The organism is Streptomyces sp. NC-S4 (genome assembly GCF_054353315.1).
Genome location: NZ_CM135937.1, coordinates 6,903,344 through 6,924,249 on the forward strand (window position 1 = coordinate 6,903,344; position 20,906 = coordinate 6,924,249).

Annotated in this window: 17 protein-coding genes; 3 read left to right on the forward strand and 14 right to left on the reverse strand. The window is 70.0% G+C overall.

The features are described 5' to 3' along the window. The first annotated feature begins 35 nt into the window (after window positions 1–35). Window positions 36–1,763 (forward strand): BCCT family transporter, encoded by a 1,728-nt coding sequence (locus ACXNSR_RS31030; RefSeq protein ID WP_458638659.1) that lies wholly within the window; start codon window positions 36–38, stop codon window positions 1,761–1,763. Between the two features lie 50 nt (window positions 1,764–1,813). On the opposite strand, the gene ACXNSR_RS31035 is transcribed toward ACXNSR_RS31030, so the two are convergent. Both ACXNSR_RS31035 and ACXNSR_RS31040 read right to left on the reverse strand, forming a co-directional pair. Next, entirely contained in the window at window positions 1,814–4,240 is a 2,427-nt protein-coding gene (locus tag ACXNSR_RS31035; protein WP_458638660.1) for a hypothetical protein, read from the reverse strand. An 85-nt stretch (window positions 4,241–4,325) separates the two neighbouring features. After that, complete coding sequence (locus tag ACXNSR_RS31040) at window positions 4,326–5,345, reverse strand: glycosyltransferase family 2 protein (RefSeq protein ID WP_458638661.1); 1,020 nt, start codon at window positions 5,343–5,345, stop codon at window positions 4,326–4,328. A 290-nt stretch (window positions 5,346–5,635) separates the two neighbouring features. Between ACXNSR_RS31040 and ACXNSR_RS31045 the strand changes: the two genes are divergently transcribed. Next, window positions 5,636–6,136: an NUDIX domain-containing protein gene (locus ACXNSR_RS31045; RefSeq protein ID WP_458638662.1), complete on the forward strand. Its 501-nt coding sequence runs from the start codon at window positions 5,636–5,638 to the stop codon at window positions 6,134–6,136. A gap of 50 nt (window positions 6,137–6,186) precedes the next feature. Then, window positions 6,187–6,615 carry a hypothetical protein gene (locus tag ACXNSR_RS31050; RefSeq protein WP_458638663.1) on the forward strand — a complete coding sequence of 143 codons (429 nt, stop codon included), beginning with the start codon at window positions 6,187–6,189 and terminating at the stop codon, window positions 6,613–6,615. A gap of 10 nt (window positions 6,616–6,625) precedes the next feature. Here the strand turns inward: ACXNSR_RS31050 and ACXNSR_RS31055 are convergent, their stop codons facing one another. The 12 genes from ACXNSR_RS31055 to ACXNSR_RS31110 all read right to left on the reverse strand — a co-directional run bounded on the left by ACXNSR_RS31055 (window position 6,626) and on the right by ACXNSR_RS31110 (window position 20,598). Next, complete coding sequence (locus ACXNSR_RS31055) at window positions 6,626–7,012, reverse strand: SHOCT domain-containing protein (RefSeq protein ID WP_458638664.1); 387 nt, start codon at window positions 7,010–7,012, stop codon at window positions 6,626–6,628. Between the two features lie 31 nt (window positions 7,013–7,043). Further along, complete coding sequence (locus ACXNSR_RS31060) at window positions 7,044–7,589, reverse strand: methylated-DNA--[protein]-cysteine S-methyltransferase (protein WP_458638665.1); 546 nt, start codon at window positions 7,587–7,589, stop codon at window positions 7,044–7,046. 12 nt (window positions 7,590–7,601) lie between these two features. Beyond that, window positions 7,602–9,086 (reverse strand): AlkA N-terminal domain-containing protein, encoded by a 1,485-nt coding sequence (locus ACXNSR_RS31065; RefSeq protein ID WP_458638666.1) that lies wholly within the window; start codon window positions 9,084–9,086, stop codon window positions 7,602–7,604. 494 nt (window positions 9,087–9,580) lie between these two features. Next, complete coding sequence (gene pssA / locus ACXNSR_RS31070; protein WP_189740836.1) at window positions 9,581–10,441, reverse strand: CDP-diacylglycerol--serine O-phosphatidyltransferase; 861 nt, start codon at window positions 10,439–10,441, stop codon at window positions 9,581–9,583. Then, on the reverse strand, window positions 10,428–11,084 hold the full coding sequence (locus ACXNSR_RS31075) for a phosphatidylserine decarboxylase (RefSeq protein WP_030010161.1): 657 nt from the start codon (window positions 11,082–11,084) through the stop codon (window positions 10,428–10,430). Before ACXNSR_RS31075 ends, pssA begins: the two co-directional genes overlap by 14 nt. Window positions 11,085–11,270: 186 nt before the next feature. Then, a complete protein-coding gene (locus ACXNSR_RS31080) occupies window positions 11,271–12,476 on the reverse strand; it encodes an acyl-CoA dehydrogenase family protein (RefSeq protein ID WP_030010162.1) in 1,206 nt (401 codons plus the stop codon). 2 nt (window positions 12,477–12,478) lie between these two features. Continuing rightward, entirely contained in the window at window positions 12,479–12,991 is a 513-nt protein-coding gene (locus ACXNSR_RS31085) for a MaoC family dehydratase (RefSeq protein WP_030010163.1), read from the reverse strand. Between the two features lie 5 nt (window positions 12,992–12,996). Continuing rightward, entirely contained in the window at window positions 12,997–13,971 is a 975-nt protein-coding gene (locus tag ACXNSR_RS31090; protein ID WP_030010164.1) for an HpcH/HpaI aldolase/citrate lyase family protein, read from the reverse strand. Beyond that, a complete protein-coding gene (locus tag ACXNSR_RS31095; protein WP_458638667.1) occupies window positions 13,968–16,049 on the reverse strand; it encodes a protein meaA in 2,082 nt (693 codons plus the stop codon). Before ACXNSR_RS31095 ends, ACXNSR_RS31090 begins: the two co-directional genes overlap by 4 nt. Window positions 16,050–16,080: 31 nt before the next feature. Further along, window positions 16,081–17,418, reverse strand: a complete 1,338-nt coding sequence (gene ccrA / locus ACXNSR_RS31100) for a crotonyl-CoA carboxylase/reductase (protein ID WP_458638668.1) — start codon at window positions 17,416–17,418, stop codon at window positions 16,081–16,083. Window positions 17,419–17,819: 401 nt separating this feature from the next. Continuing rightward, complete coding sequence (locus ACXNSR_RS31105; RefSeq protein ID WP_458638669.1) at window positions 17,820–18,635, reverse strand: TetR family transcriptional regulator; 816 nt, start codon at window positions 18,633–18,635, stop codon at window positions 17,820–17,822. 163 nt (window positions 18,636–18,798) lie between these two features. Further along, window positions 18,799–20,598, reverse strand: a complete 1,800-nt coding sequence (locus ACXNSR_RS31110; RefSeq protein ID WP_458638670.1) for a 3-hydroxyacyl-CoA dehydrogenase family protein — start codon at window positions 20,596–20,598, stop codon at window positions 18,799–18,801. Window positions 20,599–20,906: the final 308 nt, after the last annotated feature.

Sequence of the window (20,906 nt, forward strand, 5' to 3'; positions counted from 1 at the left end):
CTAAATAGGGATATACGCCTGCATAGTGTGGCCGCATGAGCGCGGAATCACTGGAACAGCCACGTCCGGACACCCCCGGAGGGGGCTCCGGCGGCCCCGCGGACGGTGCGCCCGACCACGTGGTCGTCACCGTCGGTGTGATCGCCGTGCTGGCCGTCGTCGCCTGGGCGGCGCTGGCCGGGGACTCCTTCGACCGGGCGTCGGGCACCGCGCTCTCCTGGGTACTGGGCAACTTCGCCTGGCTGTTCGTGATCGCCGCCGACGTCTTCCTCGTCATGTGCGCCGTCCTCGCGATCAGCCGGTTCGGCCGGATCCGCCTCGGCTCCGACGACTCCGAGCCCGAGTTCACCAACCTCGCGTGGATCGCGATGATGTTCAGCGCCGGCATGGGCATCGGCCTGATGTTCTACGGCGTGGGGGAGCCGCTCACCCACTACCTGGCCCCGCCCCCGGCCTCCGGGGCGGCCCCCCGCACCGGCGCCGCCGCCCTGGCGGCCATGGAGTACTCCTTCTTCCACTGGACCCTCACCCCTTGGGCGATCTACGGCATCGCCGGCCTCGCCCTGGCCTACGCGACCTTCCGCAAGGGCCGCGGCAACCGCCTCAGCTCCGCCTTCGTCCCCCTGATCGGCGAGCAGCGGGCCAATGGCGGGCCCGGCAAGGCCATCGACCTGCTGGCCGTCTTCGCCACCGTCTTCGGCACCGCCACCAGCCTCGGCCTCGGCGCGCTCCAGGTCTCCAAGGGGCTCAGCCTCACCACCGGCATCGAGGACTCCGTCACCGTCGAGCTGATCATCATCGGCTCGCTCTCGGCGGCGTTCGTCCTCTCCGCCTTCTCCGGCCTGCACAAGGGGGTGAAGTGGCTCAGCACGCTCAACATCGTGCTCGCCGCCACCCTGATGCTCTTCGTCTTCGTGCTCGGCCCCACCGTCTACGTCCTCGACGTGATTCCCGCCGGCGTCGGCGGGTACCTGAGCGAGCTGGTACCCATGGCCAGCCGCACCGGCGCCTTCACCGACTCCAAGTGGCTCGGCGCGTGGACGATCTTCTACTGGGCCTGGTGGCTCTCCTGGGCCCCCTTCGTCGGCACCTTCATCGCCCGCATCTCGCGCGGCCGCACCATCCGCGAGTTCCTCATCGGCGTGCTGCTCGTCCCCAGCGGGGCCACCGTGATCTGGTTCTGCGTCATGGGCGGCACCGCCATCCGCCTCGACTCCACCGGCGCCGTCGACTTCGCCCTCAAGGTCAAGGACGGTACGGAGGCCTCGCTCTTCGCGATGCTGGACGCCCTGCCGCTCGCCGCGGTCACCTCGTGGGTCGCCATGGTCCTGGTCATGACCTACTTCGTCACCAGTGCCGACTCGGCCTCCCTGGTGATGGGCTCGCTCACCAGCCGCGGCTCCCTCAACCCGCCCACCTGGCTCGTCGTCACCTGGGGCGTGCTGATGGCCGGCGTCGCGGCCGTGCTCCTCGTCGCGGGCGGCCTGAAGTCCCTGCAGACCGCCACCATCCTGGTCGCGCTGCCCTTCGTCGTCGTCATGATGCTGCTCTGCTGGGCCCTGGTGAAGGAACTCCGCACCGACCCCGGCGCGGGACCCGCCCGCCACCACCCCCTGCACGGGATGCGGGACGCGGTCCGGGCCATGGTCGGCGACGCCATCACCGAACAGGGGGCGTCCCGCCACCCGCGGCTGCGGCGCGTGGCGGGGTCCGGGGGACGGGGGCACGAGGACGGCGAAGGCCCGGGAGCCCCGCAGGCGTGACGCCTCGGGCCCCCGGGCCTCGATTCCGGTGGGTCCTGCGGACCGCCCCGTCAGGACAGCTCGTACACCGCCAGCCGGCCGTTGTCGTAGACCTTCTTCGAGAGCTCGGCCAGGCGCGGCGACTCGGCGCCCGACGGGCGGTGCGCCACGATGTAGCGCACGTGGTACCGGTCGTGGAGCCGGCGCAGGATCTCGGCCGTCGGCCGGTAGACGGCGTCCTCGTTGAACCGGAACAGCTCCTGGTCCCAGAAGGGGCCGTAGTAGGCGGCCCCGCCGCCCGACAGCGCCATGGCCCGGGGAGCGTACCCCCAGCCCTCGATCAGTACCGACCGCTCCGAGTAGGCGCTGAGCCACTGCGAGCGGGTGTTGTCCTCGCACTTCGTACCGGCGGGCAGCGGGCCCTCCACCTGCCAGCAGTGGCTGTTGGTGGCCAGCACGTCCGTCGGCTCGCTGTGGGCGCGGATCCAGCGCGCCGCCTGCACGTGCGAGCGGGGCAGGACGAAGGAGTACGACCACAGGGACTCCCGGGACTGCAGGACGTCGTGGACGAGCCCCGGGGTGCCGGCCGTGAGGGCGGCGGTCAGCAGGACGATCGCGCCGCGGCCGCGCAGCGCGGGCCATGCCCGGCCGCCGAGCCACCACAGGACCGCGCCGATCAGGGCGGCCAGAACCAGCGCGGCGGCCAGGGCGAGCGCGGGCAGCAGCACGGAGTAGGAGGTGGCCTTGCGCCCCCCGTCGCCGGCGAGCCGCAGGACGTAGGCCGACCAGCGGCCGGAGTAGCGGTAGATCCCGAAGGTGAGCAGCGCCGAGAAGGCGAGCGCGGCGAAGGCGAGTGCGGCCTTGCCCCGCGCGCCGAGCGAGGCGCGTTCGAAGGTCTCGCAGAAGCCCCAGGCCGAGAGCACGGCTCCGAAGGGCAGCGAGGCGAGCGTGAAGTAACTGGCGTTGTAGCCGTTGACGACCAGGTAGGCACACGGTCCCGCGACGGAGGCACCGAGCAGGAACCACTGGACGGGTTCCAGCCGGAAGCGCCGCTTCGAGATCAGCGGGATGATGCCGAGCAGCTTCAGCTGGTGGTTGAGCAGGAAGGCCGCCAGGGTGCCCACGACCACGAGGGCCTGGAACGCCGGCGAGCGCAGGTTCCCCTGATCGGCCCAGTAGCCGCGGATGTTGCCGAACGGGATGATCTCCAGGCCGTAGCTCTCGAAGTTGAAGATGACCGCCGTCGCGAAGAGCTGGGCACCGCCGAGGATCGCGCCCAGCCCGACCACCTGCCACGGGATGCGCCGGGTGGTGATCAGCAGGACGAGGCCGACCAGGGCGAGACCGGCCAGGGTGACGGGCAGGGTGCTCGCCTTGGCCGCGGTGGAGGCCAGGGCGAACAGCGCGACGAGGACGTACACCCCGCGGCCGAGGAGCGGGGCCCGGTCGGCGCCCTCGCCGTCCGCGGCTGTCGCGCCCTCCTTGCGGCTCCTGCGCAGCGCGTCGCCGATGACTCCCATCAGCGCGATCAGCAGCGGCTGGCTGTACGTCAGGGAGAGGCTCGACCAGGACATCAGCCGGACGGCGGGGGCGCCGAAGGTCCAGGTGGGGACCGGGTTGGGGTAGATGGCGGTGAACTCGGCGACCGCGAAGACCAGCAGCGCGGCCAGCGGCCCCGCCCAGACCCGCCCGATGAGGCGCTGGGCCACCACGGCGGCGATCACCATGCCGAGCGCCGCCAGCGCGGGCACCATGAGCCTGGACTCGACCACCGCGAGGTCGATGTGACCGACGAGGTCGGTCATCGCCATGTGGGCGAAGGTGAACCAGTGGTAGTGCAGGGGCTCGCCGGCAGCCTGGGGGAAGGTCAGCGGCATGTTGTGCTTCGCGTTCGCGGCGAGGGACAGCAGGTACGGCATGTCGTTGAACAGCCTGCTGTCTTCCTTGTCCGGGAGCACCGGGTACAGGGACAGGAAGACCTGGTGGAAGTAGACGCTGCTGAGCATCACCGTCCCGGAGACCGACCAGGACCAGCCCAGCGACGGGCTGGTGTAGCCGCGCGGGCGCCAGTGCCGGCGGAGCTTCGGTACGGCCGCGAAGGGGATCACCACGGCGAGCGGCCAGGCGAGGGCGAGCGCCTGGGCGCCGACCCCGACGAGGACCGCCCAGGCGGCCAGCTCCAGGACGAGGCCGAGGACCGTGCCGAAGGCGAGGTCCTCGATCAGCGTGTGCGGCCGGCGGCGAAGGGCCCGGAAGACCAGCGTGCCCGGGAGCATGACGCCCCAGAGCACGTAGAAGGTGTACCGGGCGACGTCGCTGGGGGTGGTGTCCGAGGCCAGCAGGAGGGAGACCAGGAGCAGGTACGCGGCGGCCGCCGGCAGGAATCGCCAGAACGCGTGCGGTCCGCGCCGGCGGCTCGCGCGGGACGCGGACGAGCCGCTCAGCGGCCGCGCCCCGGGGCCGGTCCGCTCGGACGCGACGCTGCCAGTTGTGCCCATGTGTCTTGTTTCTTCCCTACCTGCTATGCGTCGGCCGACCCCGGACGGGGTCGGCCGGGAGCGCCTGCGACCGGGGCGCCGGAGGTCAGGCCGCGTATTCGGGGACCCGCTGGTCGTGGTCGGCGGCCGCGGTGTCCTCGGCGGAGTCGTAGCCGACGAAGTAGGCGGGCCGGGCCTGGACGGCCGAGTAGATCCGGCCTATGTACTCGCCGAGCAGGCCGACGCAGACGAGCTGCACACCGCCGAGGAAGACCATCCCGATGAACAGCGACGCCCAGCCGGGCACCGTCGCACCCAGCGCGTACTGGACGGTGGTGTAGATCCCCAGCCCGAAGCAGATCAGGAAGCTCAGCAGACCGAGCCAGGTGGCCAGCCGCAGCGGGCTCGCGGAGAAGTTCGTGATGCTGTCCAGCGCCAGACGGACCATCTTGGACAGCGGGTAGTGCGTGCTGCCCGCGACCCGCTCCTCACGGACGTAGACCACCTCGCCGCTGCTGAAACCGAGCCACGGCACCAGCAGCCGGTAGACCGGCTGGTGCTCGGGCAGCGACTTCAGCGCGTCGACCGCCGCCCGGCTGAGCAGACGGAAGTCACCCGCCTGGTTCGGCATGTTCTTGCCGACCAGCTTGCGCATCAGCCAGTAGTACGCACCCGCCGTGCGCCGCTTGAAGAAGGTGTCGGTACCCCGGTCCCCGCGCACCCCGTAGACGATGTCCAGACCCTTGTCACGGGCCAGCTCGTACATCTCGACGATCTTCTCCGGCGGGTCCTGGAGATCCGCGTCGATACTGACCACGTAATCGCCCAGCGCCCGGTGGATACCCGCGGTCAGCGCGGCCTGGTGCCCGGAGTTGCGGGCGAAACGCACGATGCGCAGCTCGGGCCAGTCCTGCCGGATCTTCTGCATGATCACCGGAGTCGCGTCCGTGGAACCGTCGTCGATCCCCACGACCTCGTACCCGATCCCCATGCCGTCCAGGATCGGACGCAGGCGCGCCACCGTCAGCGGCAGCGCCTCCTGCTCGTTGTAGATCGGGATCACCACGGACAGCACGGGTACCTGCCGATCGGCCGCGTCACGTGCCGGGGCTGCTGCGTTCTGCATGGAGGGGCTTGTCTTCAATCTCCGAGTGGGGAAGACCGCCGGCGGGTGCCTGACGATCTGACCTGCCGAGAGCAGGACGTCGGCAGTGGACCACCGGACCGACGACCCGGAGGCGCACCGGCTACCGGAGCCCTTGGTGCCGCAGGGCGGAAGCGAGTGACCCGGGCGAACGGCAACAATATCATCAGTAAAACAATCGTCATGAGGCCGCCCCGGGGTCCCCGAGCGGACCGAATGCCCCGGGCCACCCGGCACCACCGCGGTCGTGACGAAGGAATTAGGGTTGCGGCGTGACCACCGCAGATGACTACGCCACGTACATCGCGAGCCTGCCCCGGGTGCTGGCCGGCGCGGCCGCCCTCTACCGGGACTCCGGGGGCCGGGTCCTGCTCGTCGAGCCCAACTACCGTGAGGGCTGGGCCCTGCCGGGCGGGACCATCGAGTCGGACCGGGACGAGTCGCCGCGCACCGCGGCCCGGCGCGAGAGCGCCGAGGAGATCGGCCTCGACCTCCCCCTCGGCCGTCTTCTGGCCGTCGACTGGGTGCTGGGCCCCGGCCGCCCGCCGCTGGTCGCCTACGTCTACGACGGGGGAGTGCTCGACGAGGCCCAGCTCGCCTCCATCACGCTGCAGCAGGAGGAACTGCTCTCCTGGCGGCTGGTCGAGCCCGCCGAACTCACCGCCCACCTGCCCGAATCGCTCGGACTGCGCGTCCAAGAGGCGTACCGGATCGCGCAGTCCGGCGAGGGCACCGCCGAACTGGAGAACGGCCGCCGTCCGGTCACCTCGTGACGGGACGTGCCGTAACGCCCGACTTACCTCGACCAGGACAGAATCAGAAGATGATCACGATGTACGCCTGGCCCAGTACCGCCGACGGGCCCGACGCCCTTCCCATGGTGCACTTCACCACCGACCAGCAGGCCGGTGGTGAAGTCACTCCGGAGGGGACCCCGGTCTGGCTCTTCGACACCGCGATACGCGAGGGCGGTTGGGCGCTGTTCACCGATTTCGAGGGCTGGTCCGTCCCGGCCGCCGGCTGGCAGGCGCTCTACCGCCGCGAGGACGACTTCCTCGCCGTCACCGGACCCGGCTCCTGCGAGGGCTGGTACCAGGGCAATCTCGGTGCCGACCCCGACTGGGTGGCGGCCGCCACCACCCAGCAGAGCGCGGTCCTGCTCGCCGCCCCGGTCCAGCACCCCTCGCTGTACAACTACGCGGTGGAGGCCGGCGCCGCCTTCGCGCTCCTCGTTCCGCTCCTCGTCGTCTGATCCGACCGGGTCAGGCCAGCAGCTTGGCCTTGGCGCGGTCGAACTCCGCCTGGGTGATGTCGCCCTTGTCCTTGAGTGCGGAGAGCTTGTGCAGCTCGTCCGCGCTGCCGCCGGAGCCCGCCGTCTTCTGGACGTAGTCCCGGAAGGCGGCCTCGTTCTCCTGAGCCTGCTTCAGGTCCCGCTCGCCCATGCTCCTGCCCCGGGCGATGAGGTAGATGAACACGCCCAGGAAGGGCAGCAGCAGGACGAGGATCAGCCATCCCGCCTTCCCCCAGCCACCGAGGCTGTGGTCACGGAAGATATCCGTGATGACCTTGAAGAGCAGGAAGAACCACATGATCCACAGGAACAGGTACAGCATCGTCCAGAAGATGTTGAGAAGCGGATAGTCGTCCATGCCCGACTCCGATCATGTAGCGGTATTCCATTCATACAGCCGCTTCAAAATCTCCGCATTTCGTGAATAGGTCCTCTTCCCCGGATTCGAAAGCCAGCAGCCGGACCTTGCGGTCGAGCCCGCCGCCGTAGCCGGTCATACCGCCCGACGCGCCGATCACCCGGTGGCAGGGCACGATGATGCCGATCGGGTTCTTCCCGTTCGCCAGGCCCACCGCGCGCGAGGCGCTGGGCTTGCCCAGCTTTGCCGCCAGCTCCCCGTACGACCACGTCTCGCCGTACGGGATCCGCACGAGCTGGTCCCAGACGCTGCGCTGGAAATCGGTGCCCTCCAGGCGTAGCGGAAGGTCGAACTCGGTCAGCTCTCCGGCGAAGTACGCGGTCAGCTGGCGCGCCACCTCGGGAAAGGGCTCCTCGTCAGCGGCCACCCGCTCCCCGAAGGACTCCTCGGCCGGCCGGTGGCGCTGTCCGGTCATGTAGAGGCCGCTGAGGACCCCGTCCGTGGCGACCAGGGTCAGCGGGCCGTACGGGCTGTCGACGACGGTGTGCGTCTTGCTGCTGTTCGTGGTGGATCGCATCGCTGGTGCTCCTCAGGCGGGCAGGTGGTTGATCGGGTGGGAGTCGGTGGCCCACAGGTACTGGACGGCGTACGCGCGCCAGGGCCGCCAGGCGGCCGCCCGCGCGGTGAGCGCCGAAGGGGTGGAGGGCAGCCCGAGCTCCTGCGCCGCTCGCCGGATCCCCAGATCGGACGGCAGGAAGGCGTCCGGGTCGCCGAGCGCCCGCATCGCGACCACCTCGGTGGTCCACGGTCCGAAACCGGGCAGCGCCGCCAGCTGGGCCCGCGCCGCCTCCCAGTCGCTGTCGAAGCCGAGCGCCAGCGAGCCGTCGGCGAGCGCCGAGACCAGGGTGGTCAGGGTGGCGCGCCGGCTGCGCGGCAGGGCCAGGGCCTCCGGATCGAGCCCGGCGAGCGCCTGCGGGGAGGGGAAGAGGTGGGTCAGCCCGCCCAGCGGGTCCTCGATCGGCTCCCCGTGCGCGGTGACCAGCCGGGCCGCGTGCGTGCGCGCCGCCGCGGTGGAGACCTGCTGGCCCAGCACCGCCCGTACGGCGAACTCGGACGCGTCGACCGTACGGGGTACCCGGCGCCCGGGGGCCTTGTCCACGAGCGGCGCCAGCAGCGGATCGGAGCGCAGTTGCTCGTCGACCGCCTCGGGGTCGGCGTCCAGGTCGAGCATCCAGCGGCAGCGGCTGATGGCGATGGTGAGGTCGCGCAGGTCGGTCAGGGCGAGCTGGCAGCCGATGTGGTCGGGCTGCGGGGTCAGGGCGACGACGCCGGTGCCGTAGGGCAGGCGCAGGGTGCGGCGGTAGGCGCCGTCCCGCCACTCCTCGACCCCGGGGACGGCGGTCGCCGCGAGGTGCCCGAAGAGGTTGTCGGGGTTCAGCGGGGCCCGGAACGGCAGCCGCAGACTTATCGTCCCCGGGATCCGGGGCGGCGCGTTCCTGCCGCGGCCGGCCTTGACCGCCCGGTCCCGCAGCTCGCTCGGGGACAGGGCGAAGACCTCGCGGACCGTGTCGTTGAAGGTCCGGATGGAGGAGAACCCGGCGGCGAAGGCCACGTCGCCCATCGGGAGCTCGGAGGTCTCGATGAGCAGTCGGGCGGTCTGGGCGCGCTGGGCCCGGGCCAGGGCCAGCGGACCGGCCCCGAGCTCGGCGTTCAGCTGCCGCTCGACCTGGCGGGTGGAGTAGCCGAGCCGGGTGGCCAGTCCCGGCACGCCCTCGCGGTCCACCACGCCGTCCTGGATCAGCCGCATCGCGCGTGCGACGGCGTCGGCCCGTGCGTTCCACTCGGGGGAACCGGGACTCGTATCGGGCCGGCACCGCTTGCAGGCCCGGAACCCGGCCTGCTGGCAGGCGGCGGCGCTGGGCAGGAAGGTCATGTTCTCGACCTTGGGCGGCACCGCGGGGCAGCTGGGCCTGCAGTAGATCCGGGTGGTCAGGACGGCGGTGAAGAACCAGCCGTCGAAGCGGGCGTCCTTCGACTGCACGGCCCTTACGCAGCGCTCGATGTCGGTGTGCATGCGTCCAGCTTCGGGGTTCCGGTTACGCCGGGCTGGCGGTTTTCCGACATCAAGGCTAGCCGTGTCCCTGGCCGGGGGCGCGGGTGCGGTTCGGGCGGGGCCGGGTCCGGCGGCGGGGCGGGGGCCGTCCGGGGCAGGCATGATTTATGGCCCCCCGACCGAACGCAAAGTACCCGGCGATGAGGGCCACAAATCACGTTGGCGAGCCCTCCCCGGAGTACGGGGACGAGAGCTGCAGACGGGGGGCTACCTGAGGGGGCGGCGGCGGGGCGGGGAGTGTCCGGGGTGTAAAACGTGATTTGTGGCCCTCTCCACCGAGTCCTGTGGCACTCGGAGCGGGGGCCATAAATCATGCCTACCCCGGACACTCCCCGCCCCGCCGCCGACCCCGGCCCCCCGGCCCCCCGGCCCCCGACCCCCCGACCCCCCGGCCCCCGGGAAACGGCAGAAGGCCCCCGGATGCCATCGGCATCCGGGGGCCTTCTCCGGCACAGCTAGCGCAGCGTCGTCGCGCGGGCCTCGCGGCGGTTGTGCCGGAAGGTGTTGGCCTTCCGGGTCGTCGCGAAGAGCGGAATCGTCGCCGCCATTGCGATCTGCAGGGCGCAGCCGGTCTGGAGCAGCAGCTGACCGCCCGGGGCGTCGAACGCCCAGGCCGCCAGCAGCCCCATCGCGCTGATGATCCAGCAGAGCATCGCCACGGCGAGGACACCCCGCGGCTTGGGGTACTCGACCCGGCTCACCATCAGCCACGCCACCCCGATGATCGCCAGCAGCGTCGGGACGAACGGCAGCTCCAGCAGCACGATCGAGACGACCGTCAGCGCGCCGAAGGGGCTCGGCATGCCCTGGAACATGCCGTCCTTCATCGTCACGCAGCTGAATCTCGCGAGTCTGAGCACCACGGCGAGCAGCACCACGATCGCGGCCAGCGCCGACATCTTCTGGTGCGCGTCGACGGCGACCATGCCGTAGACGAGCACGAAGTAGGCCGGCGCGAGGCCGAAGCTGATCAGGTCGGACAGGTTGTCCAGCTCGGCACCCATCGGCGAGCTGCGCAGCTTGCGGGCCACGATGCCGTCGAAGAGGTCGAACACCGCGGCGAGCAGCATCAGTATCACTGCCGTCGCGGCGCTGTTACGGGCCATGCCCGATTCGCCACTGCCGGTGAGGTGCGGGATGAGGATTCCGGTGGTGGTGAAGTACACCGCCATGAATCCGCAGGTCGCGTTACCGAGAGTGAGGGTGTCCGCTATCGACAGCCGCAGCGAGAGCGGCATGTCGTCCTCGGCGGACTCCTCCTCGGCAGGTTCGGGAACCCAGCCGGCGGCCGGAGTCTCAGGGTCAGTCACGGTCAATTCGTGTCACCCCCGCGGTGGTGGCCTGACCGACCTCGACCGCGACCTCGACGCCCTCGGGGAGGTAGATGTCGACGCGGGAGCCGAAGCGGATCAGACCGATGCGTTCGCCCTGCTCCACCTTGGTTCCGGCCGGCAGGTACGGGACGATGCGACGGGCGACGGCGCCGGCGATCTGCACCATCTCGATGTCACCGAGTTCGGTGTCGAAGTGCCAGACAACGCGCTCGTTGTTCTCGCTCTCCTTGTTGAACGCCGGAACGAATCCACCGGGGATGTGCTCCACGGACGTCACCGTGCCCGCGAGGGGCGCGCGGTTGACGTGGACGTTCAGCGGGCTCATGAAGATCGCGACCCGGGTCCGTCCGTCCTTCCACGGCATGATGCTCTGCACCACACCGTCGGCGGGCGAGATGACACGGCCCTGAGCGATCTCGCGCTCGGGGTCGCGGAAGAACCACAGCATGCCCGCGGCGAGCGCGGTGGCGGGCACGGCCGCCGCGGCCCAGCGTCCGGACTTGCGGGCCCGGGTGAGGCTGAGCGCCGCGGTGGCCACGGTCGGCAGAAGCCACGGCGATGCTCCGCGCGCGAGGCGTACGCCAAGGAGGCTGTCGCGAGGTGCAGAGGTTTGGCTGTGGGGCATGGATGACCTTCGTAGCGGGTGATTGCCGCGCCGCAAACGGGGGGACGGGACGGCGGCTTTACTGGAATGCTATCGGTTGCGCGCAACAACTGGGCAAGCCAGAAGCCGAGTCGATGGCCGTCAGCCAGTCACTGCCAGTGATCCTTTCGCAACGAACCCATGGATGATTCGCTGCAAAAGGGACTTTCAGCCCTGAAGCCGGTACTCCTCGAGCAGGCGTCGCCCGATGATCATTTTCTGGATCTCGGCGGTACCTTCACCGATCAGCAGCATCGGGGCCTCCCGGTAGAGACGCTCGATCTCGTACTCCTTCGAGAATCCGTATCCACCGTGGATACGGAAGGCGTCCTCGACGACCTCCTTGCAGTACTCGGAGGCGAGGTACTTCGCCATCCCTGCTTCGAGGTCGTTTCGTTCCCCGGAGTCCTTTTTGCGTGCTGCATTGACCATCATCGCATGCGCGGCTTCGACCTTGGTAGCCATCTCGGCCAGCTTGAACTGAATCGCCTGGTGCTCGGCGATCGGCTTGCCGAAAGTGTGACGTTGCTGGGCATAGGAGACACCCAGTTCGAAAGCACGCTGAGCGACGCCGCAGCCACGCGCCGCCACGTTGACGCGGCCGACCTCGACCCCGTCCATCATTTGGTAAAACCCTCGGCCCGTCTGGCCGCCGAGTACCCGATTGGCCGGAATGCGCAGTCCGTCCATGATGAGCTCGGTCGTGTCGACGCCCTTGTAGCCCATCTTGTCGATCTTGCCGGGGATGGTCAGGCCCGGACGGACCTCACCGAAGCCGGGCTCCTTCTCGACGAGGAAGGTCGTCATCGACTTGTGGGGCGCGGTGCCCTCGGGGTGTCCTTCGTCACTCCGGACGAGAACGGCCACCAGGGTGGAGCTGCCGCCGTTCGTGAGCCACATCTTCTGGCCGTTCAGGACGTACTCGTCGCCGTCCTTCACCGCCTTGGACGTGATGGCCGACACGTCGGAGCCCAGCGCCGGCTCGGACATCGAGAACGCGCCGCGCACCTCGCCCAGGGCCATGCGGGGAAGGAAGTGGTCCTTCTGCTCCTGCGTGCCGTGCTGCTTGAGCATGTACGCCACGATGAAGTGGGTGTTGATGATGCCCGAGACGGACATCCAGCCACGGGCGATCTCCTCGACGCACAGGGCGTAGGTGAGGAGCGACTCACCCAGGCCGCCGTACTCCTCCGGGATCATCAGGCCGAAGAGGCCGAGCTCCTTGAGGCCGTCGACGATCTGCTGCGGGTACTCGTCACGGTGCTCGAGCTCGGTCGCGACCGGGATGATCTCCTTGTCGACGAACTCCCGGACGGTCTTGAGGATCTCCCGCTGGACGTCGGTCAGCCCGGCGGTCTGGGCGAGTCGGGCCATGGCTACTTCCCCTGTTCCTTCAGCGTGGGGCGGCCGGGCTGCTCGCCGCCGCGCTCCTTGATGTACGTCTCGGTCGGGACCATCACCTTGCGCCGGAAGACGCAGACGAGGGTGCCGTCCTGCTTGTAGCCCTTGGTCTCCACGTAGACGATCCCGCGGTCGTTCTTCGACTTCGACGGGGTCTTGTCGAGGACCGTGGTCTCGCCGTAGATGGTGTCGCCGTGGAAGGTCGGCGCCACGTGCCGCAGGGACTCGATCTCCAGGTTGGCGATGGCCTTCCCGGAGACGTCCGGCACGGACATGCCGAGCAGCAGCGAGTAGATGTAGTTGCCCACGACGACGTTCTTGCCGAAGTCGGTCGTGTTCTCCGCGTAATTGCTGTCCATGTGGAGCGGGTGGTGATTCATGGTCAGCAGACAGAAGAGGTGGTCGTCGTACTCGGTGACCGTCTTTCCGGGCCAGTGCTTGTAGACCGCCCCGACCTCGAACTCTTCGTACGTGCGTCCGAACTGCATCGGGATCAGGCCTCCGGGATCTCGAACTTGGTGGTGCGCTCCATGCCGGCGGCACGGCCCTTGCCCGCGATGACCAGAGCCATCTTGCGGCTGGCCTCGTCGATCATCTCGTCGCCGAGCATCGCGGAGCCCTTCTTGCCGCCGGCCTCCGAGGTGCACCAGTCGTAGGCGTCGAGGATCAGCTCGGCGTGGTCGTAGTCCTCCTGGGAGGGGGAGAAGACCTCGTTGGCCGCGTCGACCTGGCCCGGGTGCAGCACCCACTTGCCGTCGAAGCCCAGCGCGGCGGCCCGGCCGGCCACCTCGCGGTAGGCGTCCACGTCGCGGATCTGGAGGAAGGGACCGTCGATCGCCTGGAGGTTGTGCATGCGGGCCGCCATCAGGATCCGCATCAGGATGTAGTGGTAGGCGTCCGCCGGGTAGCCGGGCGGCTGCATGCCCACGACCAGGGACTTCATGTTGATGGAGGCCATGAAGTCGGCCGGGCCGAAGATGATGGTCTCCAGCCGCGGCGAGGCGGCGGCGATCTCGTCGACGTTCACCAGGCCCTTGGCGTTCTCGATCTGCGCCTCGATGCCGATCTTGCCGACCTCGAAGCCCATCGTCTTCTCGATCTGGGTCAGCAGCAGGTCCAGGGCCACGACCTGCTGGGCGTCCTGGACCTTCGGCAGCATGATGCAGTCGAGGTTCTGGCCGGCGCCCTCGACCACCGTGACGACGTCGCGGTAGGTCCAGTGGGTGGTCCAGTCGTTGACGCGCACGACGCGGGTCTTGCCGGTCCAGTCGCCGTTGTTCAGCGCGTCCACGATGGTGTGGCGGGCGCCTTCCTTGGCGAGCGGGGCGCAGGCGTCCTCCAGGTCCAGGAAGACCTGGTCGGCCGGCAGGCCCTGGGCCTTCTCCAGGAACCGCGGGTTCGAGCCGGGCACCGCGAGGCAGGAGCGACGCGGGCGAAGGCGGTTCACCGGGTGGACTGGCGTGGTCATGCGGGGACCTCCGTGCTTGCAACGAGTGCGTTGTCGATGTCGAGGGGGGCGAGCTTGTTGGCCTTGCGGATCTCGTCGACGATACGGCCGATGATCTCCGTGATGCCGAAGTCCTTCGGCGTGAAGACGGCGGCGACACCCGCTGCCTTGAGCGCCACGGCGTCGGCGTTGGGAATGATGCCTCCGACGATGACGGGGATGTCACCCGCCCCCGCCGTCCGCAGCCGTTCCAGGACGTCCGGGACCAGAGCACTGTGCGAGCCGGACAGGATGGACAGTCCCACGCAGTGCACGTCCTCGGCCAGCGCCGCGGAGGAGATCTCCTCCGGCGTCAGCCTGATGCCCTGGTAGACCACCTCGAAGCCGGCGTCGCGGGCCCGGACGGCGATCTGCTCGGCGCCGTTGGAGTGGCCGTCCAGGCCGGGCTTGCCGACCAGCAGGCGCAGCCGGCCGGAGCCGAGCTCGTCGGCCGTACGGGACACCTTCTCGCGGACCTCGTGCATCGGCGTTCCGGGCTCGGCGGTCACCGCCACCGGGGCCGAGGAGACCCCGGTCGGGGCGCGGAACTCGCCGAACACCTCGCGCAGCGCGCCCGCCCACTCGCCGGTGGTGACACCGGCCCGGGCGCACTCCAGCGTGGCCTCCATCAGGTTCTCGGTGCCCGCCGCGGCCTCCTTCAGGCGCTCCAGCGCCTGCTGGGTGGTGGGGAAGACGAACGGGTCGCCGTTGCCCTGGCGGTCCGAGGACTCCTGGCGCTCGGCGCGCCAGCGGCCGATCCGTTCCACGGTGAACGCCTCCGTTGCCGGGTCGACGGTCATGATGGCGCCGTCCAGGTCGGCCGTGAGCGGGTTCTCCTCGGTCTGCTCGAAGCAGTTGACACCGACGATCTTGTCCTCGCCGGCCTCGATCCGCGCCCGCCGTTCGGCGTGCGAGGAGACCAGCTCGCCCTTGAGGTAGCCGGACTCGACGGCGGCCATGGCGCCGCCCATCTCCTGGATCCGGTCGATCTCGGCCAGGCAGTCGGCGACCAGGGAGTCGACTTTGGCCTCGATGACGTGGGATCCGGCGAAGATGTCGTCGTACTCCAGCAGGTCGCTCTCGTGGGCGAGGACCTGCTGGATGCGCAGCGACCACTGCTGGTCCCAGGGCCGGGGCAGGCCCAGCGCCTCGTTCCAGGCGGGCAGCTGCACCGCGCGGGCGCGGGCGTCCTTGGAGAGGGTGACCGCGAGCATCTCCAGCACGATGCGCTGGACGTTGTTCTCCGGCTGCGCCTCGGTGAGTCCCAGGGAGTTGACCTGGACGCCGTAACGGAAGCGGCGCTGCTTCGCGTTCTCGATGCCGTAGCGCTCCTTGGTGACCTTGTCCCAGATGCGGCCGAAGGCGCGCATCTTGCACATCTCCTCGATGAAGCGGACGCCCGCGTTCACGAAGAAGGAGATACGGGCGACCACCTCGCCGAAGCGCTCCTCGGGGACCTGCCCCGAGTCGCGCACCGAGTCGAGGACGGCGATCGCCGTGGACATCGCGTACGAGATCTCCTGGACCGGGGTGGCCCCGGCCTCCTGCAGGTGGTAGCTGCAGATGTTGATCGGGTTCCACTTGGGGATGTGGTTGACCGTGTACGCGATCATGTCCGTCGTCAGCCGCAGGGACGGCCCCGGCGGGAAGACGTGCGTCCCGCGCGAGAGGTACTCCTTGACGATGTCGTTCTGGGTGGTGCCCTGGAGCTGGGCGATGTCCGCGCCCTGCTCCTCGGCGGCCACCTGGTAGAGCGCCAGCAGCCACATGGCGGTGGCGTTGATCGTCATCGAGGTGTTCATCTGCTCCAGGGGTATGTCCTGGAACAGCCGCCGCATGTCGCCCAGATGGGAGACCGGGACCCCGACCCGGCCGACCTCGCCGCGGGCGAGGATGTGGTCGGGGTCGTATCCGGTCTGGGTCGGCAGGTCGAAGGCGACCGACAGACCCGTCTGGCCCTTGGCGAGGTTGCGGCGGTACAGCTCGTTGGACGCCTCGGCCGTGGAGTGGCCGGCGTACGTCCGCATGAGCCACGGACGGTCCTTCTGGCGCTCTGTCATCTCAGGCTGTCCCTTAGGCCTTTGAACGGTCTCAGACGTTACGGAAGCGGTTGATCGCGTCGAGGTGCGTCGCGCGCAGCTCGTGGTCGCGCACGCCCAGGCCCTCCTCGGGGGCCAGCGCGAGGACGCCGACCTTGCCCTGGTGGAGGTTGCGGTGGACGTCGTAGGCGGCCTGTCCGGTGTCCTCCAGGGAGTAGACCTTCGACAGGGTGGGGTGGATCTTGCCCTTGGCGACCAGGCGGTTCGCCTCCCAGGCCTCGCGGTAGTTGGCGAAGTGCGAGCCGACGATCCGCTTCAGCGACATCCACAGGTAGCGGTTGTCGTACTGGTGCATGTAGCCCGAGGTCGAGGCGCAGGTGGTGATGGTGCCGCCCTTGCGGGTGACGTAGACCGAGGCGCCGAAGGTCTCGCGGCCCGGGTGCTCGAAGACGATGTCGATGTCCTCGCCGCCCGTGAGCTCGCGGATCTTGGAGCCGAACCGCTTCCACTCGCGCGGGTCCTGGGTGTTCTCGTCCTTCCAGAACTTGTAGCCCTCGGCGTTGCGGTCGATGACCGCGGTGGCGCCCATGGCCCGGCAGATGTCCGCCTTCTCGGGGGAGGAGACGACACAGATCGGGTTGGCGCCGCCGGCCAGCGCGAACTGGGTGGCGTAGGAGCCGAGGCCGCCGCTGGCGCCCCAGATCAGGACGTTGTCGCCCTGCTTCATACCGGCGCCGTTCTGGGAGACCAGCTGGCGGTAGGCGGTGGAGTTGACCAGGCCGGGGGAGGCGGCCTCCTCCCAGCTCAGGTGGTCGGGCTTGGGCATCAGCTGGTTGGACTTGACGAGGGCGATCTCGGCCAGGCCGCCGAAGTTGGTCTCGAAGCCCCAGATGCGCTGCTCGGGGTCGAGCATCGTGTCGTTGTGGCCGTCGGAGGACTCCAGCTCGACCGAGAGGCAGTGCGCGACGACCTCGTCGCCGGGCTTCCAGGCGTTGACGCCGGGGCCGGTGCGCAGCACGACGCCCGCGAGGTCGGAACCGATGACGTGGTAGGGCAGGTCGTGGCGCTTGGTCAGCTCCGACAGGCGGCCGTAGCGCTCCAGGAAGCTGAAGGTGGACACCGGCTCGAAGATCGAGGTCCACACGGAGTTGTAGTTGACCGAAGAGGCCATGACGGCGACCAGGGCCTCGCCCGGGCCCAGCTCCGGCACCGGGACGTTGTCCAGGTGGAGCGACTTGCGCGGGTCCTTCTCGCGCGTCGTGAGCCCCGCGAACATCTCCGCCTCGTCCTTGTGCACGGTGATCGCGCGGTAGGACTCGGGCAGCGGCAGGGCCGCGAAGTCTGCGGCGGTGGCGGACTGCGACTGAATCGCGTCCAGGATGTCCTTCACGATGAGCCTCCGGCTAGCGCTGATGAGGGTGCGCTGAGGTAAACGGGGTGCGTGGTGCGGGTGCGGTGTGCCGTCGGTCCGGCTGGTGCGGTGGTGCGGGGCGACGCCCGTGGTGAGGCGTGCGATGCCTGGTGACGCAGGCGATCCGGGGCGCGTTCCTCGCCGGGTGGGCGTGGGTCGCGGGGACATCCGGACGACTTCAACGTATGGCACCCCGTGTCACTCGGCAAGGCACCGAGTGCCAAAACTTTCTCTCATTTGCCGATTGACCTGCACCGATGAGCGATGATCGATCAGAGTTACCCGCGAGTAGGGGCAAGCCGGACATACGAAAGCGGCCGCCCCCGGAACGGGAGCGGCCACTGTGACCGGAGGCACCCCAGCGGCGGCCGGGGGTGCGATTACTGCTTGGCGCGCAGCGCCTCTTCGATGGTCCGCATGACCTCGTCCAGCGGTGCGTCGGTGCGGGCCACCGCCACCAGCACCTCGCCCTGCGTACGGACGGCCGCCGGTGCGGACGCTTCCGTGCTGAGGGTCCGGCCCGCCCCGATGCCCGTGCCGAAGGTCTTCCGGACGATCGAGAAGGCGTGGTCCAGCTGCGCCTCCACGTCCCCCTGGCCGCCCGCGCGCAGCCAGCGCCGCAGCACGTGGTTGTGGGCGGTGACCACCGCCGAGGCCGCCACCTCGGCCAGCAGCGGGTCGTCGTTGCCGTCGTGGTGGTCGTGCTCGTCGAAATGGGCCAGCAGGTAGCGGGTGAACAGCCGCTCGTACCGGGCCACCGAGGCGATCTCCCGCTCCCGCAGCGCCGGCACCTCGCGCGTCAGCCGGTAGCGCTCCACCGACACCGCCGGCGAGGCGGCGTACATCTTCATGACTTCCTTGATCCCGCGGCACACCGTGTCGAGCGGGTGCTCGTGCGCCGGAGCCGCGTCCAGCACGGCCTCGGCGCGCGTCAGGGTGTCGTCGTGGTCCGGGAAGATCGCCTCTTCCTTGGACCGGAAGTGCCGGAAGAAGGTCCGCCGCGCCACCCCTGCGGTCGCGGCGATCTCGTCGACCGTCGTCGCCTCGTACCCCTTGGTCGCGAAGAGCTCCATGGCCGCGGCGGCGAGCTCGCGGCGCATTTTGAGCCGCTGGGCGGCCGCCTTGGTGCCGGCCGGACTCTCCGGGGTGTCGGAGGCCGTGGCGGCGCGGGGCGAGGTCTTGGCGGGCTGGGACATAGAGCGAAAGTACTTCATTCGCGCAGGGGGGCGCGCCTGCGGGGGGTGGGAGAGGGGTGGATGCGGGGGAGAGCCCGCACTGGGCTCGCGAGGGTTGGCCCGCCGTGAGGGTCCGGCGGGCCCGAGCAGCCCTCCCCACGCATCCGGCTCGTGGCCCGACGGATTACCGGCGGGCGGCGTACTCACGGAATCCGCGGCCGGTCTTCCGGCCCAGGCAGCCCGCCGCCACCAGGTGCTCCAGCAGCGGGGACGGGGCCAGGCCCGGGTCGCGGAACTCCTTGTGCAGCACCTTCTCGATGGCCAGCGAGACGTCCAGGCCGACCACGTCGAGGAGCTCGAACGGACCCATCGGGTAGCCGCCGCCCAGCTTCATCGCCGCGTCGATCTGGTCGATGTCGGCGTAGTGCTGCTCGACCATCTTGATCGCGTTGTTGAGGTACGGGAACAGCAGCGCGTTCACGATGAAGCCGGCCCGGTCGCCGCAGTCCACCGGGTGCTTGCGCACCTTGAGGCAGATCTCGCGGACCGTGGCGTGCACGTCGTCGGCGGTCAGGACGGTCCGGACCACCTCGACGAGCTTCATGGCCGGGGCCGGGTTGAAGAAGTGCATGCCGATCACGTCCTGCGGACGCGAGGTCACGCGGGCGACCGCGATCACCGGCAGCGAGGAGGTGGTGGTGGCCAGCACCGCACCCGGCTTGCAGACCTTGTCCAGGGCCGCGAACAGCTCCTGCTTGACCGCCAGGTCCTCGGCGACGGCCTCCACGGCCAGGTCCACCTCGGCGAACGCGTCCAGCGACCCGGCCGGGGTGATCCGGTCCAGGGTCTGGGCCGCGCCCTCCTCGGTCAGGCGGCCCTTGGACACCGCACGGCCCAAGGACTTCCCGATCGCGGCCTTGGCGGCCTCGGCCTTCTCCTGGCTGCGGGCGGCGAGCACCACGTCGTAACCGGCCTGCGCGAAGACCTGGGCGATACCGCTCGCCATGGTCCCCGAGCCGGCCACGCCGACCGAGGTGACCGGACGGCCGCTGCCGATCAGGGACCCGTCGAGCGGGGTCTGCAGGTCGCGGACGATCACCGAGCTGCCCGGCGCCTCGTACGTGTAGAAGCCGCGGCCGGACTTCTGCCCGGTCAGGCCGGCCTCGGCCAGCTGGCCCAGGATCGGGGCCGGGGCGTGCAGCCGGTCGCCGGAGGAGGCGTACATGGCCTCCAGGACGGTACGGGCGGTGTCCACGCCGATCAGGTCGAGCAGCGCGAGCGGGCCCATGGGCAGCCCGCAGCCGAGCCGCATCGCCGCGTCGATGTCCTCGCGGGAGGCGTACCGCGCCTCGTACATGGCGGCGGCCTGGTTGAGGTAGCCGAAGAGCAGGCCGTCGGCGACGAAGCCGGGCCGGTCGCCGACCGGCACGGGCTCCTTGCCGAGCTCGCGGGCCAGTTCGGTGACCGCCTCGACGGCCGGCGGGGCGGTCAGGACGCAGGAGACGACCTCGACCAGCTTCATCGCCGGGGCCGGGTTGAAGAAGTGCAGGCCCAGCACGCGCTCGGGGCGCAGGGACTCGGCGGCCAGGCGCGTCACCGACAGGGCGTTGGTGCCGGTGGCCAGGATGGTGTCGGGCCGCACGATCGCGTCGAGCTCGCGGAACACCTGCTGCTTGATCTCGTACGACTCGGGGACGACCTCGATGACCAGATCGGCCTCGGCGGCGGCGCTCAGGTCGCAGAAGGTGCGGAAGCGGGCGAGCACGTCGGCCCGCTCCTGCTCGGTGAGGCGCTCCCGGGCGACGGAGCGCGCGGTGGCGGCGGCGAGGGCGGTCGCGGCCCGCTGGGCGGCGGCCTCGCTGACGTCGATGCCGATGACCTCGCGGCCGGCCCGGGCGAGGACCTCGGCGATGCCGGTGCCCATCGTGCCGAGGCCGACGACGGCGATGGTCTGGAGGGTGGGCTGACTGGACTGACGGTCCATCGAGGGACTCCAGTGGAAGAGGGTGACGACTGAGGGGCGCGCGGCGCACGGCGCGCGCGGATGCCGTACGGAAGGAGCCGTGCGGTGAAGGACCCGGAGTGAGAGGGCCCGAGGAGAAGTGCCCGCGGGGAACGGGTCCCTGGGGCGGAAACGGCGGAACCCTGTCCCGGGGTCACACCGTGGATACGAACCGACCGGCACGAGGCGGCTGCGTCACCAGGCCGCCCTCGTACGTGTTGCAACGACAGTAACCCGCCGGTAACTGGTGCGCCAGAGCGCGGAGATGTGACCTGTACCGCCCAAATGTA

What these genes read in the sequence shown, in the direction of transcription:
- ACXNSR_RS31030 (WP_458638659.1), top strand. Translation starts at nt 36, where the DNA reads ATGAGCGCGGAATCACTGGAACAGCCACGTCCGGACACCCCCGGAGGG.
- ACXNSR_RS31035 (WP_458638660.1), bottom strand. Translation starts at nt 4,240, where the DNA reads ATGGGCACAACTGGCAGCGTCGCGTCCGAGCGGACCGGCCCCGGGGCG.
- ACXNSR_RS31040 (WP_458638661.1), bottom strand. Translation starts at nt 5,345, where the DNA reads ATGCAGAACGCAGCAGCCCCGGCACGTGACGCGGCCGATCGGCAGGTA.
- ACXNSR_RS31050 (WP_458638663.1), top strand. Translation starts at nt 6,187, where the DNA reads ATGATCACGATGTACGCCTGGCCCAGTACCGCCGACGGGCCCGACGCC.
- ACXNSR_RS31055 (WP_458638664.1), bottom strand. Translation starts at nt 7,012, where the DNA reads ATGGACGACTATCCGCTTCTCAACATCTTCTGGACGATGCTGTACCTG.
- ACXNSR_RS31060 (WP_458638665.1), bottom strand. Translation starts at nt 7,589, where the DNA reads ATGCGATCCACCACGAACAGCAGCAAGACGCACACCGTCGTCGACAGC.
- ACXNSR_RS31065 (WP_458638666.1), bottom strand. Translation starts at nt 9,086, where the DNA reads ATGCACACCGACATCGAGCGCTGCGTAAGGGCCGTGCAGTCGAAGGAC.
- ACXNSR_RS31075 (WP_030010161.1), bottom strand. Translation starts at nt 11,084, where the DNA reads ATGCCCCACAGCCAAACCTCTGCACCTCGCGACAGCCTCCTTGGCGTA.
- ACXNSR_RS31080 (WP_030010162.1), bottom strand. Translation starts at nt 12,476, where the DNA reads ATGGCCCGACTCGCCCAGACCGCCGGGCTGACCGACGTCCAGCGGGAG.
- ACXNSR_RS31085 (WP_030010163.1), bottom strand. Translation starts at nt 12,991, where the DNA reads ATGCAGTTCGGACGCACGTACGAAGAGTTCGAGGTCGGGGCGGTCTAC.
- ACXNSR_RS31090 (WP_030010164.1), bottom strand. Translation starts at nt 13,971, where the DNA reads ATGACCACGCCAGTCCACCCGGTGAACCGCCTTCGCCCGCGTCGCTCC.
- ACXNSR_RS31095 (WP_458638667.1), bottom strand. Translation starts at nt 16,049, where the DNA reads ATGACAGAGCGCCAGAAGGACCGTCCGTGGCTCATGCGGACGTACGCC.
- ACXNSR_RS31105 (WP_458638669.1), bottom strand. Translation starts at nt 18,635, where the DNA reads ATGTCCCAGCCCGCCAAGACCTCGCCCCGCGCCGCCACGGCCTCCGAC.
- ACXNSR_RS31110 (WP_458638670.1), bottom strand. Translation starts at nt 20,598, where the DNA reads ATGGACCGTCAGTCCAGTCAGCCCACCCTCCAGACCATCGCCGTCGTC.